The organism is Cryobacterium sp. Sr8 (assembly GCF_004403225.1).
GTDB lineage: Bacteria > Actinomycetota > Actinomycetes > Actinomycetales > Microbacteriaceae > Cryobacterium > Cryobacterium psychrotolerans.
In genome coordinates, this window is the sequence record NZ_SOHO01000029.1 from 54065 (window position 1) to 77036 (window position 22972).

General features: G+C 68.4%; 18 protein-coding genes. 8 read left to right on the forward strand and 10 right to left on the reverse strand.

Features of this window, described 5'->3' with window-relative positions; all coding sequences use genetic code 11:
• Nucleotides 1–52: 52 nt before the first annotated feature.
• A complete protein-coding gene (gene glnA, locus E3T54_RS04860; protein ID WP_092321819.1) occupies nt 53–1477 on the reverse strand; it encodes a type I glutamate--ammonia ligase in 1425 nt (474 codons plus the stop codon).
• Between the two features lie 141 nt (nt 1478–1618).
• Here glnA and E3T54_RS04865 point away from each other — a divergent pair, with 141 nt between their 5' ends.
• Entirely contained in the window at nt 1619–2059 is a 441-nt protein-coding gene (locus tag E3T54_RS04865; RefSeq protein WP_092321821.1) for an RDD family protein, read from the forward strand.
• Between the two features lie 105 nt (nt 2060–2164).
• On the opposite strand, the gene E3T54_RS04870 is transcribed toward E3T54_RS04865, so the two are convergent.
• The 3 genes from E3T54_RS04870 to lipB are packed head-to-tail and all read right to left on the reverse strand — an operon-like array spanning nt 2165 to nt 4575.
• On the reverse strand, nt 2165–2869 hold the full coding sequence (locus E3T54_RS04870; protein ID WP_092321822.1) for a DUF4191 domain-containing protein: 705 nt from the start codon (nt 2867–2869) through the stop codon (nt 2165–2167).
• A 48-nt stretch (nt 2870–2917) separates the two neighbouring features.
• Complete coding sequence (lipA, locus tag E3T54_RS04875) at nt 2918–3907, reverse strand: lipoyl synthase (RefSeq protein WP_174775341.1); 990 nt, start codon at nt 3905–3907, stop codon at nt 2918–2920.
• Nucleotides 3904–4575 carry a lipoyl(octanoyl) transferase LipB gene (gene lipB, locus E3T54_RS04880; protein WP_134474797.1) on the reverse strand — a complete coding sequence of 224 codons (672 nt, stop codon included), beginning with the start codon at nt 4573–4575 and terminating at the stop codon, nt 3904–3906. Before lipB ends, lipA begins: the two co-directional genes overlap by 4 nt.
• Before the next feature lie 111 nt (nt 4576–4686).
• Between lipB and E3T54_RS04885 the strand changes: the two genes are divergently transcribed.
• Entirely contained in the window at nt 4687–6426 is a 1740-nt protein-coding gene (locus E3T54_RS04885) for a hypothetical protein (RefSeq protein ID WP_134474798.1), read from the forward strand.
• A 141-nt stretch (nt 6427–6567) separates the two neighbouring features.
• Here the strand turns inward: E3T54_RS04885 and E3T54_RS04890 are convergent, their stop codons facing one another.
• The 3 genes from E3T54_RS04890 to E3T54_RS04900 form a co-directional block, all read right to left on the reverse strand.
• The gene (locus E3T54_RS04890; RefSeq protein WP_134474799.1) at nt 6568–8064 is read right to left on the reverse strand and encodes a 2-oxo acid dehydrogenase subunit E2; all 1497 of its coding nucleotides are present in this window, start codon (nt 8062–8064) and stop codon (nt 6568–6570) included.
• Nucleotides 8065–8125: 61 nt separating this feature from the next.
• On the reverse strand, nt 8126–9496 hold the full coding sequence (gene lpdA / locus E3T54_RS04895; protein ID WP_134474800.1) for a dihydrolipoyl dehydrogenase: 1371 nt from the start codon (nt 9494–9496) through the stop codon (nt 8126–8128).
• Between the two features lie 108 nt (nt 9497–9604).
• Nucleotides 9605–11089 carry a leucyl aminopeptidase gene (locus E3T54_RS04900; RefSeq protein WP_134474801.1) on the reverse strand — a complete coding sequence of 495 codons (1485 nt, stop codon included), beginning with the start codon at nt 11087–11089 and terminating at the stop codon, nt 9605–9607.
• 98 nt (nt 11090–11187) lie between these two features.
• On the opposite strand from E3T54_RS04900, the gene E3T54_RS04905 reads away from it, so the two are divergent.
• The 5 genes from E3T54_RS04905 (at nt 11188) to E3T54_RS04925 (ending at nt 17081) form a co-directional block, all read left to right on the forward strand.
• Nucleotides 11188–12111 carry a proteasome assembly chaperone family protein gene (locus tag E3T54_RS04905; protein ID WP_134474802.1) on the forward strand — a complete coding sequence of 308 codons (924 nt, stop codon included), beginning with the start codon at nt 11188–11190 and terminating at the stop codon, nt 12109–12111.
• Between the two features lie 20 nt (nt 12112–12131).
• Nucleotides 12132–13466, forward strand: coding sequence for a nitrate/nitrite transporter (locus E3T54_RS04910; RefSeq protein WP_134474803.1), 1335 nt, complete (start codon nt 12132–12134; stop codon nt 13464–13466).
• A 243-nt stretch (nt 13467–13709) separates the two neighbouring features.
• Nucleotides 13710–15068 (forward strand): RNA polymerase sigma factor, encoded by a 1359-nt coding sequence (locus E3T54_RS04915; RefSeq protein WP_134474804.1) that lies wholly within the window; start codon nt 13710–13712, stop codon nt 15066–15068.
• 4 nt (nt 15069–15072) lie between these two features.
• Nucleotides 15073–16341, forward strand: a complete 1269-nt coding sequence (locus E3T54_RS04920; protein WP_134474805.1) for a Mur ligase family protein — start codon at nt 15073–15075, stop codon at nt 16339–16341.
• Nucleotides 16338–17081, forward strand: a complete 744-nt coding sequence (locus E3T54_RS04925; RefSeq protein WP_134474806.1) for a type 1 glutamine amidotransferase — start codon at nt 16338–16340, stop codon at nt 17079–17081. The genes E3T54_RS04920 and E3T54_RS04925 overlap by 4 nt, the downstream gene beginning before the upstream one ends.
• Nucleotides 17082–17110: 29 nt before the next feature.
• On the opposite strand, the gene E3T54_RS04930 is transcribed toward E3T54_RS04925, so the two are convergent.
• Nucleotides 17111–17347 (reverse strand): hypothetical protein, encoded by a 237-nt coding sequence (locus E3T54_RS04930; protein WP_092321837.1) that lies wholly within the window; start codon nt 17345–17347, stop codon nt 17111–17113.
• 161 nt (nt 17348–17508) lie between these two features.
• Between E3T54_RS04930 and E3T54_RS04935 the strand changes: the two genes are divergently transcribed.
• Nucleotides 17509–19587 (forward strand): type IIA DNA topoisomerase subunit B, encoded by a 2079-nt coding sequence (locus tag E3T54_RS04935; RefSeq protein WP_134474807.1) that lies wholly within the window; start codon nt 17509–17511, stop codon nt 19585–19587.
• Nucleotides 19588–19656: 69 nt separating this feature from the next.
• Here E3T54_RS04935 and E3T54_RS04940 read toward each other — a convergent pair whose 3' ends face one another.
• Together E3T54_RS04940 and E3T54_RS04945 are read right to left on the reverse strand one after the other, a co-directional pair.
• Nucleotides 19657–20355, reverse strand: coding sequence for an SDR family oxidoreductase (locus tag E3T54_RS04940; RefSeq protein WP_134474808.1), 699 nt, complete (start codon nt 20353–20355; stop codon nt 19657–19659).
• A 61-nt stretch (nt 20356–20416) separates the two neighbouring features.
• Entirely contained in the window at nt 20417–22900 is a 2484-nt protein-coding gene (locus tag E3T54_RS04945) for a DNA topoisomerase (ATP-hydrolyzing) subunit A (protein ID WP_134474809.1), read from the reverse strand.
• Nucleotides 22901–22972: the final 72 nt, after the last annotated feature.

Genomic DNA, 22972 nt, shown 5'->3' on the forward strand with positions numbered 1-22972 from the left:
GGGCCGCACCTCCGAAGAGATGCGGCCCCGGCGGGAACGCGTGGCGACGTCGTCAGACGCCGTAGTAGAGCTCGAACTCGAACGGGTGCGGACGCTGCGCGAGCGGCTTGATCTCGTTCTCGCGCTTGTAGCTGATCCAGGTCTCGATCAGTTCGGGCGTGAACACGTTTCCGGCGAGCAGGAAGTCGTGGTCGGCCTCGAGCGCGTCCAGCGCGGCCTCGAGCGACGCGGGAAGCTGGGGGATGCTCTTGGCTTCTTCGGGCGGGAGCTCGTACAGGTCCTTGTCGACGGGCTCGTGCGGCTCGATGCGGTTCTTGATCCCGTCGAGGCCGGCCATCAGCTGCGCAGCGAAGGCGAGGTACGGGTTGCTCGCGCCGTCCGGAACGCGGAACTCGATGCGTTTTGCCTTCGGGTTCGTGCCGGTGATCGGAATCCGGATGCACGCGGAGCGGTTACCGGCCGAGTAGACCAGGTTGACGGGAGCTTCGAAACCGGGGACCAGGCGACGGAACGAGTTCACGCTCGGGTTGGTGAACGCGAGGACCGCGGGGGCATGCTTGAGCAGCCCGCCGATGTACCAGCGGGCGAGGTCGGAGAGACCGCCGTAGCCGGCCTCGTCGTAGAACAGCGGCTGGCCGTCGGCCCAGAGGGACTGGTGCGTGTGCATCCCGGAGCCGTTGTCGCCGAACAGGGGCTTCGGCATGAAGGTGGCGGTCTTGCCCCAGTCGTGCGCGGTGTTCTTGACGATGTACTTGAACTTCAGGATGTCGTCGGCCGCGTGCACCATGGTGTCGAAGCGGTAGTTGATCTCGCCCTGGCCGCCCGTGCCCACCTCGTGGTGGCTGCGCTCGAGGATGAGGCCGGCGTCGATCAGTTTGAGGCAGATGTCGTCGCGCAGGTCGGCGTGCTGGTCGACCGGGCTCACCGGGAAGTAGCCGCCCTTGAACGGGGTCTTGTTGGCGAGGTTTCCGCCCTCTTCCTGCTTGCCGGAGTTCCAGGCGCCCTCGCTGGAGTCGACGGAGTAGAAGCTGGAGTGCTGGTTCACTTCGTAGCGCACGTCGTCGAAGATGTAGAACTCGGCCTCGGGAGCGAAGAACGCGGTGTCGGCGATGCCGGTGGAGGCCAGGTACTTCTCGGCCTTCTTGGCGACCTGGCGCGGGTCCTTCGAGTAGATCTCGCCGTTGCGCGGGTTATAGATGTCGAAGAGCATGATCAGGGTGCGCTCGGCGCGGAAAGCGTCGATGTAGGCGGTGGTGACGTCGGGGATGAGCTGCATGTCCGACTCGTGGATCGACGCGAAACCGCGGATCGACGAACCATCGAACATCTGGCCGACCGTGAAGAAGTCTTCATCCACCGTCGAGGCCGGGATGTTGAAGTGCTGCTGCACACCGGGCAGGTCGGTGAAGCGGATGTCAAGGAACTTGACGTCCGTTTCCTTGATGAATTTGAGCACTTCTGAGGAATCGCGGAACATGCGGATTAACTCCAATGGGCGTGGATCTGGGACAGAGGTCGGTCGGTACGACTTCCCCGAGATTAGTCTGGCGGCGTTACCCGAGGGTGACGCTTATGTTTCACACATGTTACGCCGGAGCCAGCTCGGTAGACTGATCGAGTGCCGGAACCGAGATCGAAATCCATTCCCTTTGGCCAGCTCGCACCGAGCACATGGCCGGGCGAGCGGCTTGGTCTTCCCCGATCCGGGCCCCGATCGGTGGCCCGCGCCGGGCGACGGATCGCTGCCCTCGCGATCGACTGGGCGCTGGCCTATGCGGCATCGGCCCTGTTCTTCTCCCGGGACGGTTTCGTGAACGGCATCGCGACCACGGCCATCTTCGTCGCGTTGCAGATCGTGTTCATTCCGACGATCGGCGGCAGCATCGGACACCGCCTGGTCGGGCTGTACGTCGTGCCGCTCACCGGCGGCTGGGTGGGGCCCTGGCGGCCGATCGTGCGCTCGATCCTGCTCGGCCTGGTCATTCCGGCGCTCGTCTGGGACTCAGACCAGCGCGGCTTCCACGACAAGGTAGCCGGAACCGTTCTCGTCCGAGGCTGACCTCGAGTCGTCGGAACGTCGAGCCTGGTGCCGGGCCTGCACCCGCGTGGGTCCGGGCATGAAAACGCCCGGCCCGACGGGCCGGGCGTTCCGGTTCGGCTGCGGCTACGCGCGCTTCGGGCGCGCCTTCGCCGGGTCGACGCCCTTGGGGATGGGCAGCTTCCTGGCCATGGAGTTCAAACGGTTGTTGACGGCCAGGACTTCAGCCTTCGTGAGCGTCGGTTTGATCTTCGTCAGGCGGCGCGCGAGTTTGTGCAGGGGGACCGCGTCCTCGTCCGGACCGACCGAAATGACGGTGACGGCGATGCTGCCGCCGAGCCGGGACACCATGCGGCGCTCGTCGTCCAGCATGCGCGCGGTGCGGGTGCGAGGTCCCTCGCTGATCAGCACGACACCGCCGCGGCCGACGGCGCGGTAGATGGCGTCCTGGGTCTTGCCGTTCACGGCGACCGGCATTTCGCTGCCGACCCAGCCGCGCTTGAGCGAACTGCGAAGCACCGCGCCGACGGCTCCCGGCTGGCCCTCGATCTGGGAGTACGCGGCCTTCTCGGCACGGCGACCGAGGATGATCATCATCGCGAGCACGCCGCCGAGCACGCCGGCGACGGCCCACAGGGCGATGGTCCAGCCGCCGCCCGAGGTGAGCAGGGCGAATCCGATGCTCACCACGACGGGGATCAGGAAGCCCAGGATCATGAACAGGACGATGTTCGAGTCGTAGCGCCTCGTCATCTGGAAGACCTGCCACATTTGCTTTATGCGGCCGGGTTCTTTCGGGGGACGGGGGGTCTTGTCCTTGCTGCGTGCCATGAGTCTAAGACTACCCAGTCAGCCGAATACCGCGTGACCGAAAAGGGCTCACGACACAGCCTGCGCGAAGCCGAGCGTGGCATCCGCAAGATGCCGCAGATGGTCGGGCACGTCGCGGCCGCTCTTCTGCATGGACTGGGCCCACAGGCGGCCGGCCCGGTAGGACGACCGCACGAGCGGCCCGGACAGCACGCCGAGGAATCCGATCGCCTCGGCTTCCTCCTTGAGCTCGACGAACTCCTCCGGCTTCACCCAGCGCGCCACCGGCAGGTGGCGGGCGCTGGGGCGCAGGTACTGGGTGATTGTGATGATGTCGGTGCCGGCATCGTGGAGGTCCTGGAGGGCCTGGCTGACCTCCGCCCGCTCCTCGCCCATGCCGAGGATCAGGTTCGACTTGGTGATCAGGCCGGCGTTCCGCCCCTGCGTGAGCACGTCGAGGGACCGGTCATACCGGAATGCCGGGCGGACGCGCTTGAAGATGCGCGGCACGGTCTCGACGTTATGCGCGAACACCTCGGGCCGGGCCGAGAAGACCTCGCCGAGGTGGTCCGGGTTGCCGGAGAAGTCCGGCACCAGGATTTCCACGCCCGTGCCCGGGCTCTGCCGGTGGATTTCGCGGATCGTTTCGGCGTAGATCCACGAGCCCTCGTCGGGCTGGTCGTCGCGGGCCACGCCGGTGACGGTGGCGTACCGCAGCTGCATCTTGACGACGGATTCCGCGACGCGGCGCGGTTCGTCGCGGTCGTAGTCGGCCGGTTTGCCGGTGTCGATCATGCAGAAGTCGCAGCGCCTGGTGCACTGCGAGCCGCCGATCAGGAATGTCGCCTCGCGGTCTTCCCAGCACTCGTAGATGTTCGGGCAGCCCGCCTCCTGGCAGACCGTGTGCAGGTCCTCGCTCTTCACAAGGCTCTGCATCTTCTGGTATTCGGGCCCCATTTTGGCCTTGATCTTGATCCACTCGGGCTTGCGCTCGATCGGTGTCTCGGCGTTGCGGATCTCCAGGCGGAGCATCTTCCGGCCGTCGGGTGCGGCGCTCACGCGGTCACCGCCACGTCGCTCGTCACGATGTCCATCACGTTGCTCATCGCGTCGTTTTGGAATCGGGCGCGGACGGGTTCGATGAGTTCGGACGTGTCCACCTCGCGGCCGAGCACGCGCGACATGGTCGTCACGCCGGCATCCTTGATCCCGCAGGCGACGATCCGGCTGTACGGTTCGAGCGAATTGCTGCAATTGAGGGCGAAGCCGTGCATGGTCACGCCTTCGGCAACCCGGATGCCGATGGCCGCGATCTTGTCTTCCCGGCCGGCCGGGCCGACCCAGACCCCCGAGCGGCCGGGGACGCGGACACCCTCGATGCCGAAGCCGGCGAGAACGTCGATGAGGATCCCCTCGAGGCCGCGCACGTAGCCGACGACGTCGACGGGCTCGGCGAGGTGCAGAATCGGATACCCGACCAGCTGTCCCGGCCCGTGCCAGGTGATCTTGCCGCCCCGGTCCACATCGATGACCGGCGTTCCGTCGGTGGGACGGTCCTCCGGATCGGTGCGTTTGCCGGCGGTGTACACGGCGGGGTGTTCCAGCAGGATGACGGTGTCGGGTCTCTCACCGGAGACGACTGAACGGTGGACTGCGCGTTGGAGCTCAAGGCCCTCAACATACGGCACGGAGTTGGCGCTTAGCCCCGCGACGACAAAGTCGAGCATGGGGTCCAGTCTAGGGTCTGGGCCCCTCCTCCACCGTCGATGGCCGAAGCGTCGTCCCCCGGAGTCCGTGGTGGAGACCGGCGCTCACCGCTCCGGCGCGACACTGGCCTGGTGGGAAGACGCGCACACCGGGCTGCGGCGCCGGGGGACACCCCGGGCACGCAGCCCGACGACCCGGTCGGCGGCGGTCCCGGTGACCTGCCGCACGTGTCGATGATCGCCGGCTACCGGGTGGTGCGCCGCCTCGGGTCGGGCCGACGGGCCGTCGTCTACCTCGGGCATGCCGGCCCGGACGCGGGGCGGCCCACGGGCGAGGGAGCCGGCCGTGCGGTCGTCGTGGCGCTGAAGGTCTTCGGCCCGGAGGCGGATCCTGCGTCGGTCGAACGTGAGATCCGTGCGTTGTCGCGGTGTCCCGCGGGGCTCTTGCCCGCGCTGCTGGACGTTGCGACCCTTCCCGACGGACGGGTCTGCCTGGTGCTGGAACGCCTGGCCGGGACGTCCCTCAGCCGGCACCTGGCCTGCGTCGACACGATCGGGCCGGGGGAGGCTGTCACAATCCTCGCCCCGGTCGTCACGGCACTCTCGGCGCTGCATGCGGCCGGCTACGCGCATGATGGCCTCAGCCAGGCCTCGGTGCTCTTCGACGCGAGCGGACGCCCGGTCCTCGCCGGACTCGGCGGCCTCCGCGACCTGCCGCCGGCCGGAAGACCGCGGATCCCGGCGCTCCGCGCCAATTATCTGCGGCTGGGCATGCTGGTTCGCGGGGTGTTCGACTGTCTCGACGCGGAGGATCCAGCCTCGCCTGCGGCCGGGCAGCTGGCTTCGTGGTTCGAAGACGCGGCTCGCGCGGCGCCGTTCCAGCCGTGCCTCGACGGTTTGGAGCGCCGCCTCTTCGACTGGGCCGCGGCGACGCCCGTGCGACGGCCGGGCCTGGGCGAGGCGCGGCCGGGCCGGGGGCCTGGGGTTTGGCCGGGGGTCGGACCGGGACCACGCGGTCCCGGTGTGGGGCAGCGGGCCCCTGTCCCGCCGGAGGTGAGGCCGCTGCCGGCGTGGCTTCGGCTCCTCCATCTCCCGCCGGAGCTGGTCACGGCGCTGGGCACCGCGCTGGGGGGCACCGCGCTGGGCACGCCGCCGGGCACCGCACCGGGCACGACTCCGGGCACCGGGCCAGGGGGCGCGCTGGCGGGCGCGCTGGCGGGGCATCCGGTGGGACGCGGGCTCTCTCGGCTGCGTGACCGGGTGAGGCTGCGTCGGCGCCCGCTGTCGCTGGCGGCCGTCGTGGCGGCGGGGTTGGTCCTGCTGGCGCTCGGGTTATTGCCCGCCCCGTCCGGCACGGATTCCTCCGGCACGGATTCCTCCGGCACGTCGGCGACCGGCGTGGCCGGGGTAGACGTGGATTCCACGACGGCCGACCCCGAGGGGAGAGGCCGTTTCGACGCGCCGGATGCCACCGCGCCGGATGCTGCAGCGCTGGCCGGTGACGACCCGGTGCAGGCTGTTCCGGTGCTGCTCCGGCTGCGCGCCGGCTGCCTCGCCCGGGCATCCGTCGTCTGCCTCGACGGCGTCGACCAGCCCGGGTCGGCGGTCGTGGCAGCGGACATGTACGCCGCGAGGACCGCCCAGCAAGGCGGAGGCGCGGCGGACCCACAAGCCTTCGACGGCTACACGGCGAGCCTGGTGGAGCGCATCGGCAACTCGGCGCTCGTCGCACTGGCCCCGCCAACCGAACCGGCCCCGCCCGCCGGCCCGGCCCCGCCCGCCGACCCATCGGGGCCACAAGGCCGGCCGGCCTCGGTGCTTGCGGTCAAGGGGGAGGGCGGCTGGCTCTTGCGCGAGATCTTCGACTACTAGCTGCAGCTCGAGCCGTGAGGGGTCGCATATCGACCTTCGTTTGCCTCAGGAAGGTCGATATGCGACCCCTCAGCGTCAAAAAAGGGGGCGACCCTGGCGGGTCGCCCCCTTTTCGAAGGGTGGAGCGGATGAAGCGGGGAATCAGATTCCCAGGTTGCCCTCGAACGCTCCGGCCTCCAGGCGCGCCTTCATCGTGGTGAGGAAGCGTGAGGCGTCCGCGCCGTCGATGATGCGGTGGTCGTAGGACAGGGCCAGGTAGAGGCAGGACCGGACGGCGATCGAGTCCAGGCCGTCGGTCGTCACGACGACCGGCTTCTTGTAAACGATTCCGGTGCCGAGGATGGCGCTCTGCGGCAGGAAGACGACCGGGGTGTCGAACAGCGCGCCGCGCGAACCGGTGTTGGTCAGCGTGAAGGTGCCTCCGGACAGTTCGTCCGGCTTCAGCTTGTTGTCGCGCGTCCGGGCGGCGAGGTCGGCGATCTGGGCGGCGAAACCGGCCAGGTCGAGCTCTCCGGCGTTACGCACAACCGGAGTCAACAGGCCGCGTTCGGTGTCGACGGCGATGCTGATGTTCTCCTGCGCCGGGTAGACGATCTGGTCGCCGTCGACGGTGGCGTTGATGATCGGGTAGGTCCGCAGCGCCTCGGCCGCGGCCAGGGCGAAGAACGGCAGGAACGAGAGCTTGTTGCCCGTCTTTGCGTGGAAGTCCGCCTTCACCTTGTCGCGAAGCATGGCGACCCGGGTCACGTCGACCTCGACCACGGTGGTGAGCTGCGCCGAGGAGTTCATCGAGATGACGGCACGCTCGGCGACGACCTTGCGGAGACGCGACATCGGCTGGGTGGTTCCGCGCAGCGGCGAGACCTCGATGACCGGGGCAGCAGACGCGCTGGGAGCGGCCTCGGCTGCCGCGGCGATGTCTTCCTTGCGGATGCGTCCACCGACGCCGGTCCCGGTGATCGTGGACAGGTCCACGCCGGCCTCGTTGGCGAGCTTGCGCACGATCGGCGTCACGTAGCCGGATGTTCCGGCGTGCGATCCACGGGCCGCGGCGGGTGCGGCTGCCGGTGCGGCTGGCGGTGCGGCAACTGCAACGGGTGCGGGTGCGGCCGTCGGGGCTGCGACGGGTGCGGCAACCGGCGCAGGCGCCGCTGCGGCAGGAGCTGCTGCTGCGGGAGGCGGCTCGACGGCGGCGGGCGCCGGCGGGGCGACGGCCGGGGCTGGCGCCTCGGCCGGGGCGGGCGCCTCGGTGGAGGGAACCTCTGCGATCGGGGCCGCTGCCTCGGCAGGTGCCTCGGCCGCAGGTGCCTCGGCCGGGGCGGGCGCCTCGGTGGAGGGAACCTCTGCGGCCGGAGCCGCTGCCTCGGCGGGTGCCTCGGCGGCGGGTGCCGCAGCGCCGGAGCCGTCACCGATGGTGACCAGCGGGGTGCCCACCTCGACGGTTTCGTCTTCCTGCACCAGGATGGCTTCGATCACACCGGCGATCGGCGACGGGATCTCGGTGTCCACCTTGTCGGTGGATACCTCGAGTAGGGGCTCGTCGACCTCGACGCGGTCTCCCACGTTCTTCAGCCAGCGGGTTACCGTACCCTCTGTGACACTCTCCCCGAGTGCCGGGAGGTTAACGGATTCGCTCATGCGCTTGTCTCCTTCAAAACCATTTGTCTGAAAATTTCTGAACCGAAAATCTGTGTGGCGCTTAGCCGTGCAGGGGCTTGCCGGCCAGGGCCAGGAAGGCCTCGCCCAGGGCCTCGTTCTGCGTCGGGTGAGCGTGCAGGAGCGGTGCGATGTCCTCCGGGTAGGCCTCCCAGTTCACGATCAACTGGCCCTCCCCGATCAGTTCGCCGACGCGCGCGCCGATCATGTGCACGCCGACGACGGGGCCGTCCTTGACGCGCACGACCTTGATCGAACCTGCCGTGCCGAGGATGGAACTCTTGCCGTTGCCGGCGAGGTTGTACTCGTAGCTGGAGACCTGGTCCGCACCGAACTTCTCGGCGGCCTTCGCCTCGGAGTAGCCGACCGATGCGACTTCCGGGTCACAGTAGGTGACCTTGGGGATGTTGATGTCCTCGACGATGATCGGGTTCAGGCCCGCGATTTCCTCGGCGACGAAGATGCCCTGCTGGAAGCCGCGGTGTGCGAGCTGCAGGCCGGGGACGATGTCGCCGACCGCGTAGAGGTTCGGGATGTTGGTGGCGAGGCGCTCGTTCGTGATGACGAAGCCGCGGTCCATGGTGACGCCAACCTCCTCGAAGCCGAATCCGGCCGTGAAGGCGCCGCGGCCGACGGCGACGAGAAGGATCTCGGCCTCGATCGTGTCGCCGTTCTCGAGCGTGACAACAACGCCGTTCTCGTCCTGGGTGACGCTCTGGAAGCGGATGCCGAGCTTGTAGGCGATTCCGCGCTTGCGGAAGGCGCGCTCGAGCGACTTGGAGATCGACTCTTCCTCGTTGGGCACGAGGTGCGGGAGCGCCTCGATGATGGTGACGTCGGCGCCGAAGGACTTCCAGACGCTGGCGAATTCGACGCCGATCACGCCGCCGCCGAGCACGGCGACCTTCTTGGGAACGTAGTCGAGCGCGAGCGCCTGCTCGCTGGTGATGACGCGGCCGCCGATTTCGAGGCCAGGAAGCGAGCGGGAGTAAGACCCGGTGGCGAGGATGACGTTGGTGCCGACGATCGTGTCTTCGCCGACCTGCACGGTCGTGGGAGAGACCAGGCGGCCTTCGCCCTCGATGACCGTGATGCCCTTGGCGCGGATCATTCCGTCGAGGCCCTTGTACTTCTTGGCCACGATGCCCTCACGGAAAGCGGTGACCGCCGCCATGTCGATGCCGCTGAACGTGGTCGTGACGCCGTACTTGGCCGCCTCGCGGCTGACGTCGGCAACCTCGGCGGAGTGCAGGAGCGCCTTGGTCGGGATGCAACCGGTGTGGAGACAGGTCCCCCCGAGCTTGCCCTTCTCGATCAGACCGACGGTGAGGCCCAGCTGGATTGCGCGCAAGGCCGCCGCGTATCCACCGCTTCCTCCACCGAGAACGACAAGGTCAAATTTCTGCTCCGACACCCAGTTACTCCCTCGTGCATCACAAACTCTCGTGCGTTCCGCCCGGCGGAATGGTGATGGGCCGGGGCAGCCGCAGGACGGCAAGTTTTCTCGCCGTCTACGACTGTACTACGGGCGTGAAAAGTCCTCGGCCAGCCGGAGCAGCGCCCGCACGGAAACTCCGGTCGGTCCGGCGCCAGTGAACCCCCACGCTGACGCGTTCTCGGACGGCCCGGCGATGTCGAGGTGGGCCCAGGGGATGGTCACCGCGTCCTCCCCGGCGCCGCGCTTGCCGACGAATTCGCGCAGGAACACGCCGGCGAGCATCATCCCGCCGGCCGTGTTGCCGATCTTGGCGTTGGCGATGTCGGCAACGTCGGAGTTGAGGAGGCTGCGCAGGTCGTCGGGCAGGGGCATCGGCCAGCCGGTTTCGCCGGTGGCCTTGCTCGCGTCGAGCACCTGCCGCACGAGGTCGTCGTCGCCCATGGCGGCGAAGTACCGGTGGCCGAGGGCGACGACCTGGGCCCCGGTGAGGGTGGCGACGTCGATGATCGCGTCGGGCTCTTCCTCGCCGGCGGCCACGATGCCGTCGGCAAGTACGAGGCGACCCTCCGCATCCGTGTTCAGCACCTCGACCGTGCGGCCGCCGCGCATGTGCAGAACGTCGTTCGGGCGGATCGCCGTGCCGGATGGCATGTTCTCGGCGATGCACAGCCACGCGGTGATGCGTAACGGCAGGGCGAGCCGGGCGGCGGCCAGGGTGACGGCCAGCACCGTGGCGGCACCGGTCATGTCGTATTTCATGCCCACCATGGATGCCGGCGGCTTGAGCGAGAGTCCGCCGGTGTCGAACGTGATGCCCTTGCCGACCAGGGCGAGGTGCCGGGTTGCTCCCTCAGGGGAGTAGCTGACCTTGACCAGGCGCGGCGGTCGGCTGGATCCCTGCCCGACGCCGGCGATGCCGCCGAAGCCGTCGGCGACGAGTTCCGTCTCGTCCCAGACCCTGACTGTCACGGGCAGGCCGGCGGCCGCCGCGACGGACTTGTCGGCCAGGGACTTCGGGTACAGGTGGGACGGGGGAGTGTTGACGAGGTCCTTGACGAGGCTGACCGCCTCGGCCACGATGCCAACGCGCTCGAGGGCGTCGCCGGCAGCCAGCGCCGTGTGCACGGTGATCCGGCCGGCCGGGAGCTTCGTGCTGGCGAGCGAGTTCTGGCGATACTCGGTGAAGGAGTAGGCGCCGAGGGCCGCGCCCTCGAGAACGGCGTGCACCTCGTCCTCGGTGGTCAGCGGGAACGCGAAGGCCACGGAGTCGACACCGGTGAGCTGGCGGACGGCGGACCCGGCCGCGTCGCGCAGCCCGTCGACGGTGATCTCCTTGCCGAGGCCGACGACGGCGATGCCGCGGGCGGCGCCGACCGTCGGCGCGAGGCGCACGACCTGGTCCCGGGCGCCGGTAACGCCGACGGAGGCGAGGAGCTCCGTCAGGCCGGAGAAGGCGGGGTCGGCGTAGAGCACCGGCGCGGCATCCGTTTGGCGGGCTCCGACGATGAGAACGTCCACGTTCGAATCGAGGGCAGGCTGTGCGGACAGGGACAGGGTGGGAACGGTCATTCCTTGATGCTATCGACGAGCCGCCGTGTTCGCTCTGGGCATGAAGGCGCCCGGCACATTCCAGCGGCGTGGCCGACGGGGCGGATTAGAGTGTGAATATGCGCGATCCTGGTGACCTCTACGAGCTGACCGCGGACGCCGACAGCGTCCCGGAGGGTTTGCATCTGGTCGCGGGCCTGACCGGGTTCGCGGATGCCGGTGGCGCGGTTTCGCAGTTCACCGAGTACCTCCTCGGCACGCTCGACCAGAGGGTCGTCGCGAACTTCGACGCCGACCTGCTCCTCGACTACCGGTCCCGGCGCCCGATCATCTACTTCGACCAGGACCACCTGACCGACTATCAGCCGCCCGCGCTGCGCCTCTATCTGGCCCACGACGAACTGGGCCAGCCCTTCCTGCTCCTGGCCGGGTTCGAACCCGATTTCCGCTGGGAGCAGTTCACCGCGGCGGTGCTGGCGCTCGTGCACCGGTTCAAGGTGGCGTCGACGACCTGGGTGCACGCGATCCCGATGCCTGTGCCGCACACGAGGCCGATCGGCGTGACCGTCAGCGGCAACCGGTCCGACCTCATCGAGAGCATGTCCGTCTGGCGCCCGCACACCCAGGTTCCCGCCAACGCCCTGCACCTGGTTGAGTTCCGGCTCCAGGAGAGCGGGGCGTCGACGGTGGGTTATGTCCTGCTCATTCCCCACTACCTGGCCGACACCGAGTTCCCGTCCGCGGCGCTGTCCGCGCTGGAAAGCACGAGCGCTTCGACGGGGCTGATCTTCCCCACCGATCGCCTCCGCGAACAGAACCGCGAATTCGTCGCGAAAATCGACGAGCAGGTCGGTGACAACCCCGAACTGGCCAAGCTCGTCGGCACGCTGGAGCAGCGATACGACACCTACATGGAGGGCAACACGCTGCGTTCGCCGCTGACCGACGAAGACGGCGAACTGCCGACCGCGGACGAGATAGCGGCGGAGCTGGAGAAGTTCCTCGCCATCCGCCGCAATAAGAATGACGGGCCGTCCAACTAGTTCCCGGTAAGTTGGGAGGGGTGAACTCCCGTCGATCCTGGTTGATCTTCTCCCTTGGATCGTTCGCCTACCTTTCCGCCGTCCTGCAGCGCACCTCGCTCGGAGTCGCGGGCGTAGCAGCCACGGAACGATTCGGCGGATCGGCCGCCGTGCTCTCGAGCCTGGCCGTCGTGCAGCTCCTCGTCTATGCCTCCGCGCAGATCCCGGTGGGAATCCTGATCGACCGCTACGGCCCCCGGATCCTCATGCTCAGCGGCACGGCGCTGATGGTCTGCGGCCAGCTCACCCTCGCGTTCGCCCCGACGATCTCGGTCGCCGTGCTGGGCCGAATCCTGGTGGGCGCCGGGGACGCGACGATCTTCATCTCCGTCATCCGCCTGATCAGCTCGTGGTTCACCGGCAGGATCGTCCCGCAGCTGTCCCAATACATGGGCAACATCGGCCAACTCGGCCAGGTGCTGTCCGCTGTGCCGCTGGCCTGGGTGCTGCATGTCTGGGGCTGGACGCCTGCGTTCCTGTCGGCGGCATCCGTGGCGCTTGTGTCCCTGATCGTCATTTGGCTGGCGATCAAGGACCGTCCGGATCGGCTGGGCGACCACGCGCTGGCGCACACGTGGGGGAGCGCCCTCACCCAGCTTCGGCACAGCTTCCGACGTCCCGGCACCCAACTCGGATTCTGGTCGCATTACGTGACCCAGTCCTCGGGAACCGTGTTCAGCCTGCTCTGGGGTTTCCCCTTCATGGTTTACGCCCTCGGCTACGAACCGTCCTTCGCGGCCGGGATGCTCACGATCCTCGTCGGCGCAGGCCTGGTCTTCGGCCCGATCCTCGGCCTGCTGACGGCGCGGTATCCCCTGCGCCGCAGCAACATCGTGCTCGGGATCGTCGCGGCCATGGGCGCGGCCTGGGCGGTCGTGCTGCTCTGGCCGGTGCAGCCGCCGGTGTGGCTGATCGCCGTACTGATCGTGGTGATCGGAATCGGCGGGCCCGGTTCGTTGATCGGTTTTGATTTCGCCCGCACGTTCAATCCGCAGCGGGCGCTCGGCTCGGCCAACGGCGTCGTGAATGTCGGCGGCTTCACCGCGAGCTTCGTGACCATGTTCCTGATCGGCGTGCTCCTGGACGTGCAGGACACCTGGCGGGTCGCCGGGGGAGCGGAGAGCGACCTGTACGCGCTCGACTCGTTCCGCGTCGCCTTCGCGGTGCAATTCATCGTGGTCGGCGTCGGCGTGATGTTCCTCGTGCACGCCAGGCGGCGCACCCGGCGGCAGCTCTCCCGCGACGAGGGAATAGAAGTGGCTCCCTTGTGGGTTGCACTCTCACGTACATGGCGGCGGCGACGCGGGCGAGACTAGCCCCTCGGTGGATTGATGTCCATGCAAACCGTGTCATAATTATCTCTAGGACCCGTTCTGGTCCTGGGAGTGCCGGTAGCAATGCCGCGCACACGCTGGTTCGTTGCAGCCCCGGGACTTGACATGGGTCCAAATACTGCCCAAATCCACAGCTGTCCTGGTTCAACCGGGTCAGATTCAACTCGGCCACGAGTGGTTTGGGAGCGCCGCACGCGCGCAAACCATGGCATGAGAGGTGTTCGAATGGCAACCCGCCCAAAGACCGAGGCATCCGCCACGTCCGCCGCGAACGAGGCAGAGGCGACCACGCCGGCCCCGGCCGCGAAGACGACGGCCGCCAAGAGCCCGGCCGCCAAGGCTCCCACGAAGGCCGCCCTGGCGAAGGCGGCGAAGGCCGCTGCCGCTGCTGCCGCCGAGGCTGCCGCCGAGGCCGCCGCCCCGGCGACCGAGGCGCCCGCCGCGACGAAGCCCGTACGCAAGCGCGCCGCCGCCAAACCCAAGGTGAAGGCCGGCGATGCTGCCGCCGAGGCCGCCACCGGCGCTCACGACGACGCGGATCACGACGATGACGACGAAGAGGGTGCCAAGCGTCCGGCTCCGACCGTCCCGCTCCCGAGTGGCGCGCTCGTGCTCTCCCTGGTCGACGACGAGGACGAGGTGCCCGTCTACTCGAGCGCCATCACCGGCGCGACCGCCGACCCGGTCAAGGACTACCTGAAACAGATCGGCAAGGTCGCCCTGCTGAACGCGGCCGAAGAGGTCGAACTGGCCATGCGCATTGAGGCCGGCCTGTTCGCTGAGGACCAGCTCGCCCAGATGACCGACGCGGAGAAGAAGGGCGCGCTCGGCCGCGAACTCCAGTGGGTCGCCAAGGACGGTGCCCGCGCGAAGAGCCACCTCCTCGGCGCCAACCTGCGCCTGGTCGTGTCGCTGGCCAAGCGCTACACCGGCCGCGGGATGCAGTTCCTGGACCTGATCCAGGAAGGCAACCTGGGCCTGATTCGTGCCGTCGAGAAGTTCGACTACACCAAGGGCTTCAAGTTCTCGACCTACGCCACCTGGTGGATCCGCCAGGCGATCACTCGCGCGATGGCCGACCAGGCCCGCACGATCCGCATTCCGGTGCACATGGTCGAGGTCATCAACAAGCTCGCGCGCGTACAGCGCCAGATGCTCCAGGACCTGGGCCGCGAGCCCACGCCCGAAGAGCTCAGCCGCGAACTCGACATGACGCCCGAGAAGGTCGTCGAGGTGCAGAAGTACGGCCGCGAACCCATCTCCCTGCACACCCCCCTGGGTGAAGACGGCGACAGCGAGTTCGGCGACCTGATCGAGGACACCGAGGCCGTCGTCCCCGCGGACGCGGTCGGGTTCACGATGCTGCAGAAGCAGCTGGAAAGCCTGCTGGACTCTCTCTCCGAGCGTGAAGCCGGCGTCATCCGGATGCGTTTCGGCCTTGGCGACGGCATGCCGAAGACCCTGGACCAGATCGGCGACACGTTCGGTGTGACCCGCGAGCGCATCCGCCAGATCGAATCGAAGACGATGGCGAAGCTCCGCCACCCGTCGCGGTCGCAGTCGCTGCGCGACTACCTCGAGTAAACCGGTGCGCTATGGCCCCGCGATCCTCATCGGCCGGATCGTTCGGATGCTTGCTCGATGGAGGAAGCCGGGCGGCGGTTCGGCCGTCCCCGGCCTCGTAGTCAATAAGATCGCCCCCGGCTTTCTGGCGCGCACGCTGAACGGATTCCCCGAGGGTCTCGTCATCGTCACCGGGTCGAGCGGCAAGTCGACGATCACCAAGATGCTTGTTGCCGTGCTGCGAGCCCATGGAAAGACGGTGTTCACGAACCCGTCGACGGCCAACATCAGCCAGGGCCTCACCTCGGCGCTGCTGGAGCAAGCCAGTCTGACCGGGCACGTCGATGGCGACATCGCCGTGCTCGAAATGGATGAAGGCCACGGGGCCTACATCGCCGGGTCGCTCACCCCCCGCGTGGTCACGCTCACTAACGTCATGGTCGACCAGATCGACCGGTTCCACGACTCCGAGATGGTCCAGGCCATGCTCGCGAAGATCGCGGCACGCGCGACCGAGGCCGTGGTGCTGAACGCCGACGACCAGTACCTGCAGGACCTGGCAGGCGGTGTCCCGTCGCCGGTGCGGGTGGACCGGTTCGGAGTCACGGCCGAGGTCCTCGAGGCCAACCCCCGAGGACTCGGCTATGCCCAGACGGCGGCGGACAGGCTGCCGAGGGGCGGGGGCATCCTGGTCACGCGCGTCAGCGGACGGCAAGCCGACATCTCCCTGCCGGAAGGCGACTACACGGTCGGCCTGCCGGCACGCGGCACACACTATGCGGTGGATGCCGCTACGGCGCTCAGCGCCGCGCGGGCCGCGCTCGGCGAAGCCTTCCGGCCCGACCTGGCGGTCGCCGCGGTGTCCACCATCCCCGCCGTCTTCGGGCGGGGCGAGGTCGTGAGCGTGCGAGGCCGGCAGGTTGAATTCGTGCTGGTGCAGAACCCGGCCAGCTTCCAGCTCAACGTGGACAGCATCGAGCCGGGCACCGACCAGATCCTGATTGCGATCGGTTCGGACGTGCGCGACCCGTCGTACTTCTGGCCCGTCACCACGTCCGGCCTCGGCCGGGTGCTGATCGCCTCCGGTTCCAAGGCCCACGAGATCGCGCTCCAGCTCGCCTACGACGACGTCGAGGTCGACCGCGTCGAACCCGATCTCGGCCGGGCCCTGGACGACTTCCTGGCCCTTCCCGAGCCGGCCGTCGGCCTCAAGACGATCATCTTTTCGGCCGACGGGATGCGGCGAACGCGCGCGCACCTCGGGCTGGCAACCAACAGCGAGGAGCAGGCATGACGGCGCAGGGCGACCCACGACCGCTCGCCATCGTCTGCCTGCTGCCCGAGACGCTCGGAGGTAACGGCGACGCCGCGAACGCCCGCGTCCTCGTGCAGCGGGCGCGGTGGGCTGGCATGCCGGCCGACATCATCCCGGTTCGGACCCGGGCCGACCTTCCGCCGCAGGTCGACGCCGTCATCGTCGGGTCCGGCACGGACGCCGACCTTGTTCCGGTCCGGGACACGCTGTTGACCGTGGCTGACGACCTCCGCACCTGGGCCACCGCCGGCATCCCGATCCTCGCGGTCGGCACCGGGCTGGAGCTGCTGAGCTGGGGGATCGAACTGCCGGGCGGCTCGGTCGTCGAGGGCCTGGGCCTTGTCGCCGGACGCGCGGTTCCCCGGCTCGCACGCGCGACCGGTGACCTGGTGGTCACGTCGAGGTACGGACGCCTGGTCGGTTTCGAGAATCACGCCCGTGACTTCGTCGGGGCCGAGGGTTCGCCGCTCGGCCGGGTGGCCTTCGGCGTTGGCAACGGCGCCGGCTCAGAGGGTGTCGTCATGGGCAACGTGATCGGCACCCACCTGCACGGTCCGGTCCTGGCCAAGAACCCCGGGCTCGCCGACCACCTGCTGCGAGCCATCTTCGCCGCCCGCGGGGCCGAGTACGCCCCGGCCGGACGCGCCGCGGTGGTCGATGGCATAGCGAAAGCCGCACGCAATCAGATTGCCGTGCGGCTTGGTCTCGCTCCGGAATAGCCGGTGTCCCGGCTATTCCACGCTGCGCCCTAAGAGCGCTGGTCCTCGAAGAGTCGATTCGACTCGTCGTGCCAGCTCTCGGCAATGGCGGCAAGCTTTTCCTGGTGCTTGCGGCCGTGGTGCGCGCAGAAGAGCAATTCACTGTTTTTGACGACGACACGAATGTAGGCCTGAGCACCACAAGCGTCGCAGCGGTCGGCTGCGGTGAGCTGGTGGGGGGTGCCCTCCTGGTCGACGGCACCGTTCTCGGTGGCGATCTGGGACATGTTCTCCTCCTCAGGCTGGAATCATAAAACCCTGACACTCCATGTAAACACGGCGGGGGCTGGTATTCGACCCGGCGACATGGTATTTCGCTCTACGCGTAGCCGGGGGCGCTGAGTGTCGGGCACGGCGGCCGCCCGCCGGGCCGGTATTCTTGACCGTTGTGAGTTCTGACTATTCCGCCCGCCACCTTTCGGTGCTCGAGGGCCTCGAAGCCGTCCGCAAGCGTCCGGGGATGTACATCGGTTCCACGGATTCGCGCGGGCTCATGCATTGCCTGTGGGAGATCATCGACAACTCGGTCGACGAGGCCCTCGGCGGCCACGGCAGCACCATCGACATCGTGCTGCACCCGGACGAGAGTGTCGAAGTTCGCGACACCGCCCGCGGCATCCCGGTGGACATCGAACCCAAGACCGGTCTCTCCGGTGTCGAGGTGGTCTTCACCAAGCTTCACGCCGGCGGCAAGTTCGGCAGCGGTTCCTACGCGGCATCGGGCGGGCTGCACGGCGTAGGGGCATCCGTCGTGAACGCGCTCTCCGAACGTCTCGACGTCGAGGTCGACCGGGACGGCAAGACCTGGGCGATGTCCTTCCACCGCGGCGAGCCCGGCACGTTTGCGGACGCGGGCGAGAAGAGCCCGGATGCGCCGTTCACGCCGTTCGAGAAGAAGAGCGAATTGCGCGTGGTCGGCAAGGTCGCCCGGGGCAAGACCGGCACCCGGATTCGCTACTGGGCCGACCGCCAGATCTTCACCAGGGGCGCGGCCTTCCAGACCGAGGAACTGATGGGGCGCGCGCGGCAGACCGCGTTCCTGGTGCCGGGTCTGTCGATCGAGGTCGACGACCGCCGCGGCGCGGAGCCGGTTTTTGAATCCTTCACCTTTGACGGCGGCATTTCCGAGTTCGTCGAGCACCTCGCCACCGACACGCCGATCACCGACACGTGGCGGCTGACCGGCAACGGCACCTTCACCGAGACGGTGCCGGTGCTCACCGACAAGGGCGCCATGGTGCCGACCGAGCTGGTCCGCGACTGCCAGGTCGACATTGCGCTGCGCTGGGGCACCGGCTACGACACCGTCGTGAAGAGCTTCGTCAACATCATCGCCACGCCCAAGGGCGGCACGCACCAGGCCGGCTTCGACGCGGCCCTGCTCAAGTTCCTGCGCGGCCAGGTCGAGCAGAACGCCCGTCGGCTCAAGGCAGGTTCGGACAAGCTCGAGAAGGACGACGTGATGGCCGGCCTCACCGCGGTGCTCACCGTGCGTCTGCCCGAACCGCAGTTCGAGGGCCAGACCAAGGAGGTGCTTGGAACCCCGGCCGTGCGCGCCATCGTGGCGAGTGTCGTCGCCAAGGCCATGGGCGAGCGCTTCGCGTCCCCCAAACGCGACGACAAGGCGCAGTCCGCGGTGGTGCTCGACAAGATCGTCGCCGAAATGAAGTCGCGCATCTCGGCCCGGGCGCACAAGGAGACGCAGCGTCGCAAGAATGCACTGGAAAGCTCGTCCCTGCCGGCGAAGCTCGTCGACTGCCGCAGCAACGACGTCGCCACCAGCGAGCTGTTCATCGTGGAGGGTGACTCCGCGCTGGGCACGGCGAAGCTGGCGCGGGACAGCGAACACCAGGCGCTGCTGCCCATCCGAGGCAAGATCCTCAACGTGCAGAAGGCATCCGTCTCTGACATGCTCTCGAACGCCGAATGCGCCTCGATCATCCAGGTGATCGGAGCGGGCTCCGGCCGCAGCTTCGACCTGTCGGCGGCGCGGTACGGCAAGGTCATCATCATGAGCGACGCCGACGTCGACGGCGCGCACATCCGCACGCTGTTGCTGACCCTGTTCTTCCGCTACATGCGCCCGATGATCGAGGAGGGCCGCGTCTTCGCCGCCGTCCCGCCGCTGCACAGGGTCGTCGTGATGAACCCGGGCACCAAGCCCAACGAGACCCTTTATACCTATTCGGAGGCCGAGCTGCAGGGCGTGCTCGCCGGCCTCAAACGCGTCGGCAAGCGCTACCAGGATCCGATCCAGCGCTACAAGGGCCTCGGGGAGATGGATGCCGACCAGCTCGCGACCACGACGATGGAGCGTGCTCACCGCACCCTCCGCAGGGTCCGGGTCGACGACGCCGAAGTGGCCGGCAAGGTGTTCGAGCTCCTGATGGGCAACGATGTCGCGCCGCGCAAGGAGTTCATCATCGACAGCTCCGACAAGCTCAGCCGCGATCGCATCGACGTCTAAATCCCGCGAAACCGCAGTTGTGCGCGCTAAAACGCGTTCATAACGCGCACGACTGCGGTTTCGCGGGGGTTAGGCGCTGAAGGCGGTGCTGGGCAGGTCCACTTCACCGTTGACGATGGCGTCGACGATGCGGCGGGCGACGAGATCGGGCTGGTAGCCGACGGCCAGGCGTGGCGCGGTGCCCGCAATCGGATGCGAGGAGAGGCCGGTTTCGGTATGCCCGGGCCGTGCGTCCAGAATCCGGATGCCGTCCCGCCGCAGCTCCCGTGCCGCGGCCCGCCCGAACGCCGCGATCGCCGACTTCGACGCGGAGTAGGCCGCGAGATTGGCCGTGGGGTTCTCGCTCACAACCCCGCTGATCGTGACCACGAAGGGCTCGCGTCCCGCGGCGGCCGATGCCGCGAGTGCATTGTGCGCCGAGCGAATGAGCCGGATCGGCGCGAAGGCGTTCACGGCGAAGAGCTTCTCCAGGGTGTCGTCACGCAGGGTGGCCGCCGGGCCGAACGCCACGATTCCGGCGGCGATGACGATCCCGTCGATCCGACCGTTGACCCTGGTCGCGGCGGCCACGAGCTCGTCGACCTCGGCCGGCTTCGCCAGGTCCGCCGTGATCACGGTGCCCGGGATCCGCAGCGCCTCGACTGCCGACGCGTAGCGCGCGCTCAGGATCAACCGGGCGCCTGCAGCCGCGAGGAGCCGGGCTATTTCGCTGCCGAGTCCTCCGGAGGCGCCGAGCACCAGAATTGAAGCACCAGCGAGAGTGGTCACGCGACCAGAATATCCGAGTGCCCCGCGCCGCGGAAGAGCGTCGCGGTCCTGGGTTCGGGCGTCAGCCGATGCGAGCGCCGATGGCGCCGACGACGGCGTCGAGCATCGTTCCGGACGCGTCCCGCCGCGACCCGGATTCGGGCAGTGTGCGCGGCGAGCCGTCGGCACCCACGGCGCGGGCGGGAGACGGTCCGACCCAGGCGACGGAGAGCGTGTCTTCGCCCTTGAGGAAACGCTGCGAGCGGACTCCGCCGGTCCCGCGCCCCTTGGCCGGGTACTCGGCGAACTCGGAGACTTTCGCGTTGCCGGGATCCGTGCCCGGGAGGGTCTGGCTGCTCGTGGCAACCGTGGTGACCACGGCCGTGCCAGCGATGTGGGCCGGCACGCTGGTGAAGAAGAGAACGTGGGCTCCGTCGGTGAGCTTGATCCCGGCCATGCCTCCGGCTGTGCGGCCCTGTGGGCGCACTGCGCCGGCCGGGAAGCGCAGGAGCTGGGAATCGGTGGCGACGAAGACGAGCTCGTCATCGTCGGCCCCCTGCACCGCGCCGACCACTTCGTCCTTGGGCTTGAGGGCGATGATCTCGAAATCGGGCTTGTTCGCCCAGTCGCCGGGCGTGACCCGCTTGATGATGCCCTGGCGGGTGCCGAGGGCGATGGCCCTCGGTGAGTCCAGCGACACGATCGCGAGCACCTTCTCGTCCTTGTTCGGCAGTGCCAGGTAGTCGCCGACCTTCACGCCGGCCGCGAGCTGGATCGAGGTGGGCGGCATGACCGGGAGGTCGACGGGGGAGAAGCGGATGAGCCGGCCCCGGCTCGTGACGGCGCCGATTTCGGCACGGCTCGTGGTGTCCAGGGCCGATCGAACGGCGTCGTGCTTGCTCCGGCGCTGCGCCGGGGTGACGCGCTCGGGCGTGTCGTCGCTGACCGCGAGCAGGTCGACGCGGGCGATCCTGCCGGTGGCGCTCAGGTACACGCGCGTCGGCGTGTCCGTGACCTCGAGCACGGCGGCGTTGCGCCGGGCCGCGGCGGCGCTGACGCCGGCGATGCTCGGCTTCGCCTCGGTAAGCAGGGTGCGGCGCGGCGTGCCGAATCGTTCGGCCACCTGGGCGAGTTCGTCGGAGACCAGCGTGCGGATCGCCTGCTTGCTGCCGAGCAGTTTCTCGAGTTTGGCGATCTCGGCGAGCAGCTGGTCGCGCTCGGCCTCCAGCTCGATCCGGGAAAAGCGGGTGAGTCGGCGCAGCCGCAGCTCGAGGATGTACTCGGCCTGGATCTGGCTGAGGTCGAAGACATCGATCAGCCGGGTGCGGGCCTGCTCGCTGTCGTCGCTGGCCCGGATGACCTGGATCACCTCGTCGATGTCGACGATGGCGACCAGCAGCCCCTCGACCAGGTGCAGGCGTTCCTTGCGCCGGGCCAGGCGGTAGGACGAGCGTCGGGTGACCACCTCGATCCGGTGGCCGACGTAGACGAGCAGGAGCTGGCGCAGTCCGAGCGTCTGCGGTCCGCCGTCGACGAGGGCGACGGCGTTGATGTTGAAGGAGTCCTCGAGCGGGGTCACCCGGTACAACTGCTCCAGCACGGCCTCCGGGCTGAACCCGGTCTTGATGCCGATGACCAGGCGAAGACCCTTGGTGCGGTCGGTGAGGTCGGTGACGTCCGAGATGCCGCTGAGCTTCTTGGAGTTGACGCCGTCCTTGATCTTCTCGATGACCTTCTCGGGGCCGACGAGGTAGGGGAGTTCCGTGACCACGAGCCCCGCCTTGCGGGCGGTGATCGCCTCCACCGATACGCGGGCCCGGGTCTTGAAGCTGCCGCGCCCGGTGGCATAGGCGTCCTTGATGCCCGCCAGCCCGACGATCGTTCCGCCGGTCGGCAGGTCGGGGCCCGGAATGAACTCCATCAGGTCGTCGAGGGTCGCGTCCGGGTGGGCCAGAAGGTGTCTGGCCGCTCCGACCACCTCGATCAGGTTGTGCGGGGCCATGTTCGTGGCCATGCCGACGGCGATGCCGCTGGCGCCGTTCACGAGCAGGTTCGGGTACGCGGCGGGCAGCACGTCCGGCTGGGTGAGCTGGTTGTCGTAGTTGGGAACGAAGTCGACGACGTCCTCGTCCAGGTTCTCGGTCATCGCGAGGGCCGCGGCCGCCAGCCGGGCCTCGGTGTACCGGGGGGCGGCGGGGCCGTCATCGAGCGAGCCGAAGTTACCGTGCCCGTCGATGAGGGGCACGCGCAGCGTGAACGCCTGGGCCATGCGCACGAGAGCGTCGTAGATGGCCGTGTCGCCATGCGGGTGCAGCTTGCCCATGACCTCGCCCACCACGCGGGCCGATTTCACGTGACCGCGGTCCGGACGCAGGCCCATTTCGTTCATTTGGTACAGGATGCGCCGCTGGACCGGCTTGAGCCCGTCCCTGGCGTCGGGGAGGGCCCGGGAGTAGATCACGGAGTACGCGTACTCGAGGAACGACCCCTGCATCTCGACCGACACGTCGACGTCTTCAATGCGTTCGGTTCCTGCGGCGGGCTGGGTACTGTCTGAGCGGCTCATTCGTGAATTCTGTGTGGGGTGCGTCGTGGGCGACGGACGTGTGCGTGGCTCTGGAGCGTCCGGGCCGGGTCC

Coding starts and splice junctions, on each gene's coding strand:
- glnA (WP_092321819.1), bottom strand. CDS start 1,477: ATGTTCCGCGATTCCTCAGAAGTGCTCAAATTCATCAAGGAAACGGAC.
- E3T54_RS04870 (WP_092321822.1), bottom strand. CDS start 2,869: ATGGCACGCAGCAAGGACAAGACCCCCCGTCCCCCGAAAGAACCCGGC.
- lipB (WP_134474797.1), bottom strand. CDS start 4,575: ATGCTCGACTTTGTCGTCGCGGGGCTAAGCGCCAACTCCGTGCCGTAT.
- E3T54_RS04890 (WP_134474799.1), bottom strand. CDS start 8,064: ATGAGCGAATCCGTTAACCTCCCGGCACTCGGGGAGAGTGTCACAGAG.
- E3T54_RS04900 (WP_134474801.1), bottom strand. CDS start 11,089: ATGACCGTTCCCACCCTGTCCCTGTCCGCACAGCCTGCCCTCGATTCG.
- E3T54_RS04905 (WP_134474802.1), top strand. CDS start 11,188: ATGCGCGATCCTGGTGACCTCTACGAGCTGACCGCGGACGCCGACAGC.
- E3T54_RS04915 (WP_134474804.1), top strand. CDS start 13,710: ATGGCAACCCGCCCAAAGACCGAGGCATCCGCCACGTCCGCCGCGAAC.
- E3T54_RS04925 (WP_134474806.1), top strand. CDS start 16,338: ATGACGGCGCAGGGCGACCCACGACCGCTCGCCATCGTCTGCCTGCTG.
- E3T54_RS04930 (WP_092321837.1), bottom strand. CDS start 17,347: ATGTCCCAGATCGCCACCGAGAACGGTGCCGTCGACCAGGAGGGCACC.
- E3T54_RS04945 (WP_134474809.1), bottom strand. CDS start 22,900: ATGAGCCGCTCAGACAGTACCCAGCCCGCCGCAGGAACCGAACGCATT.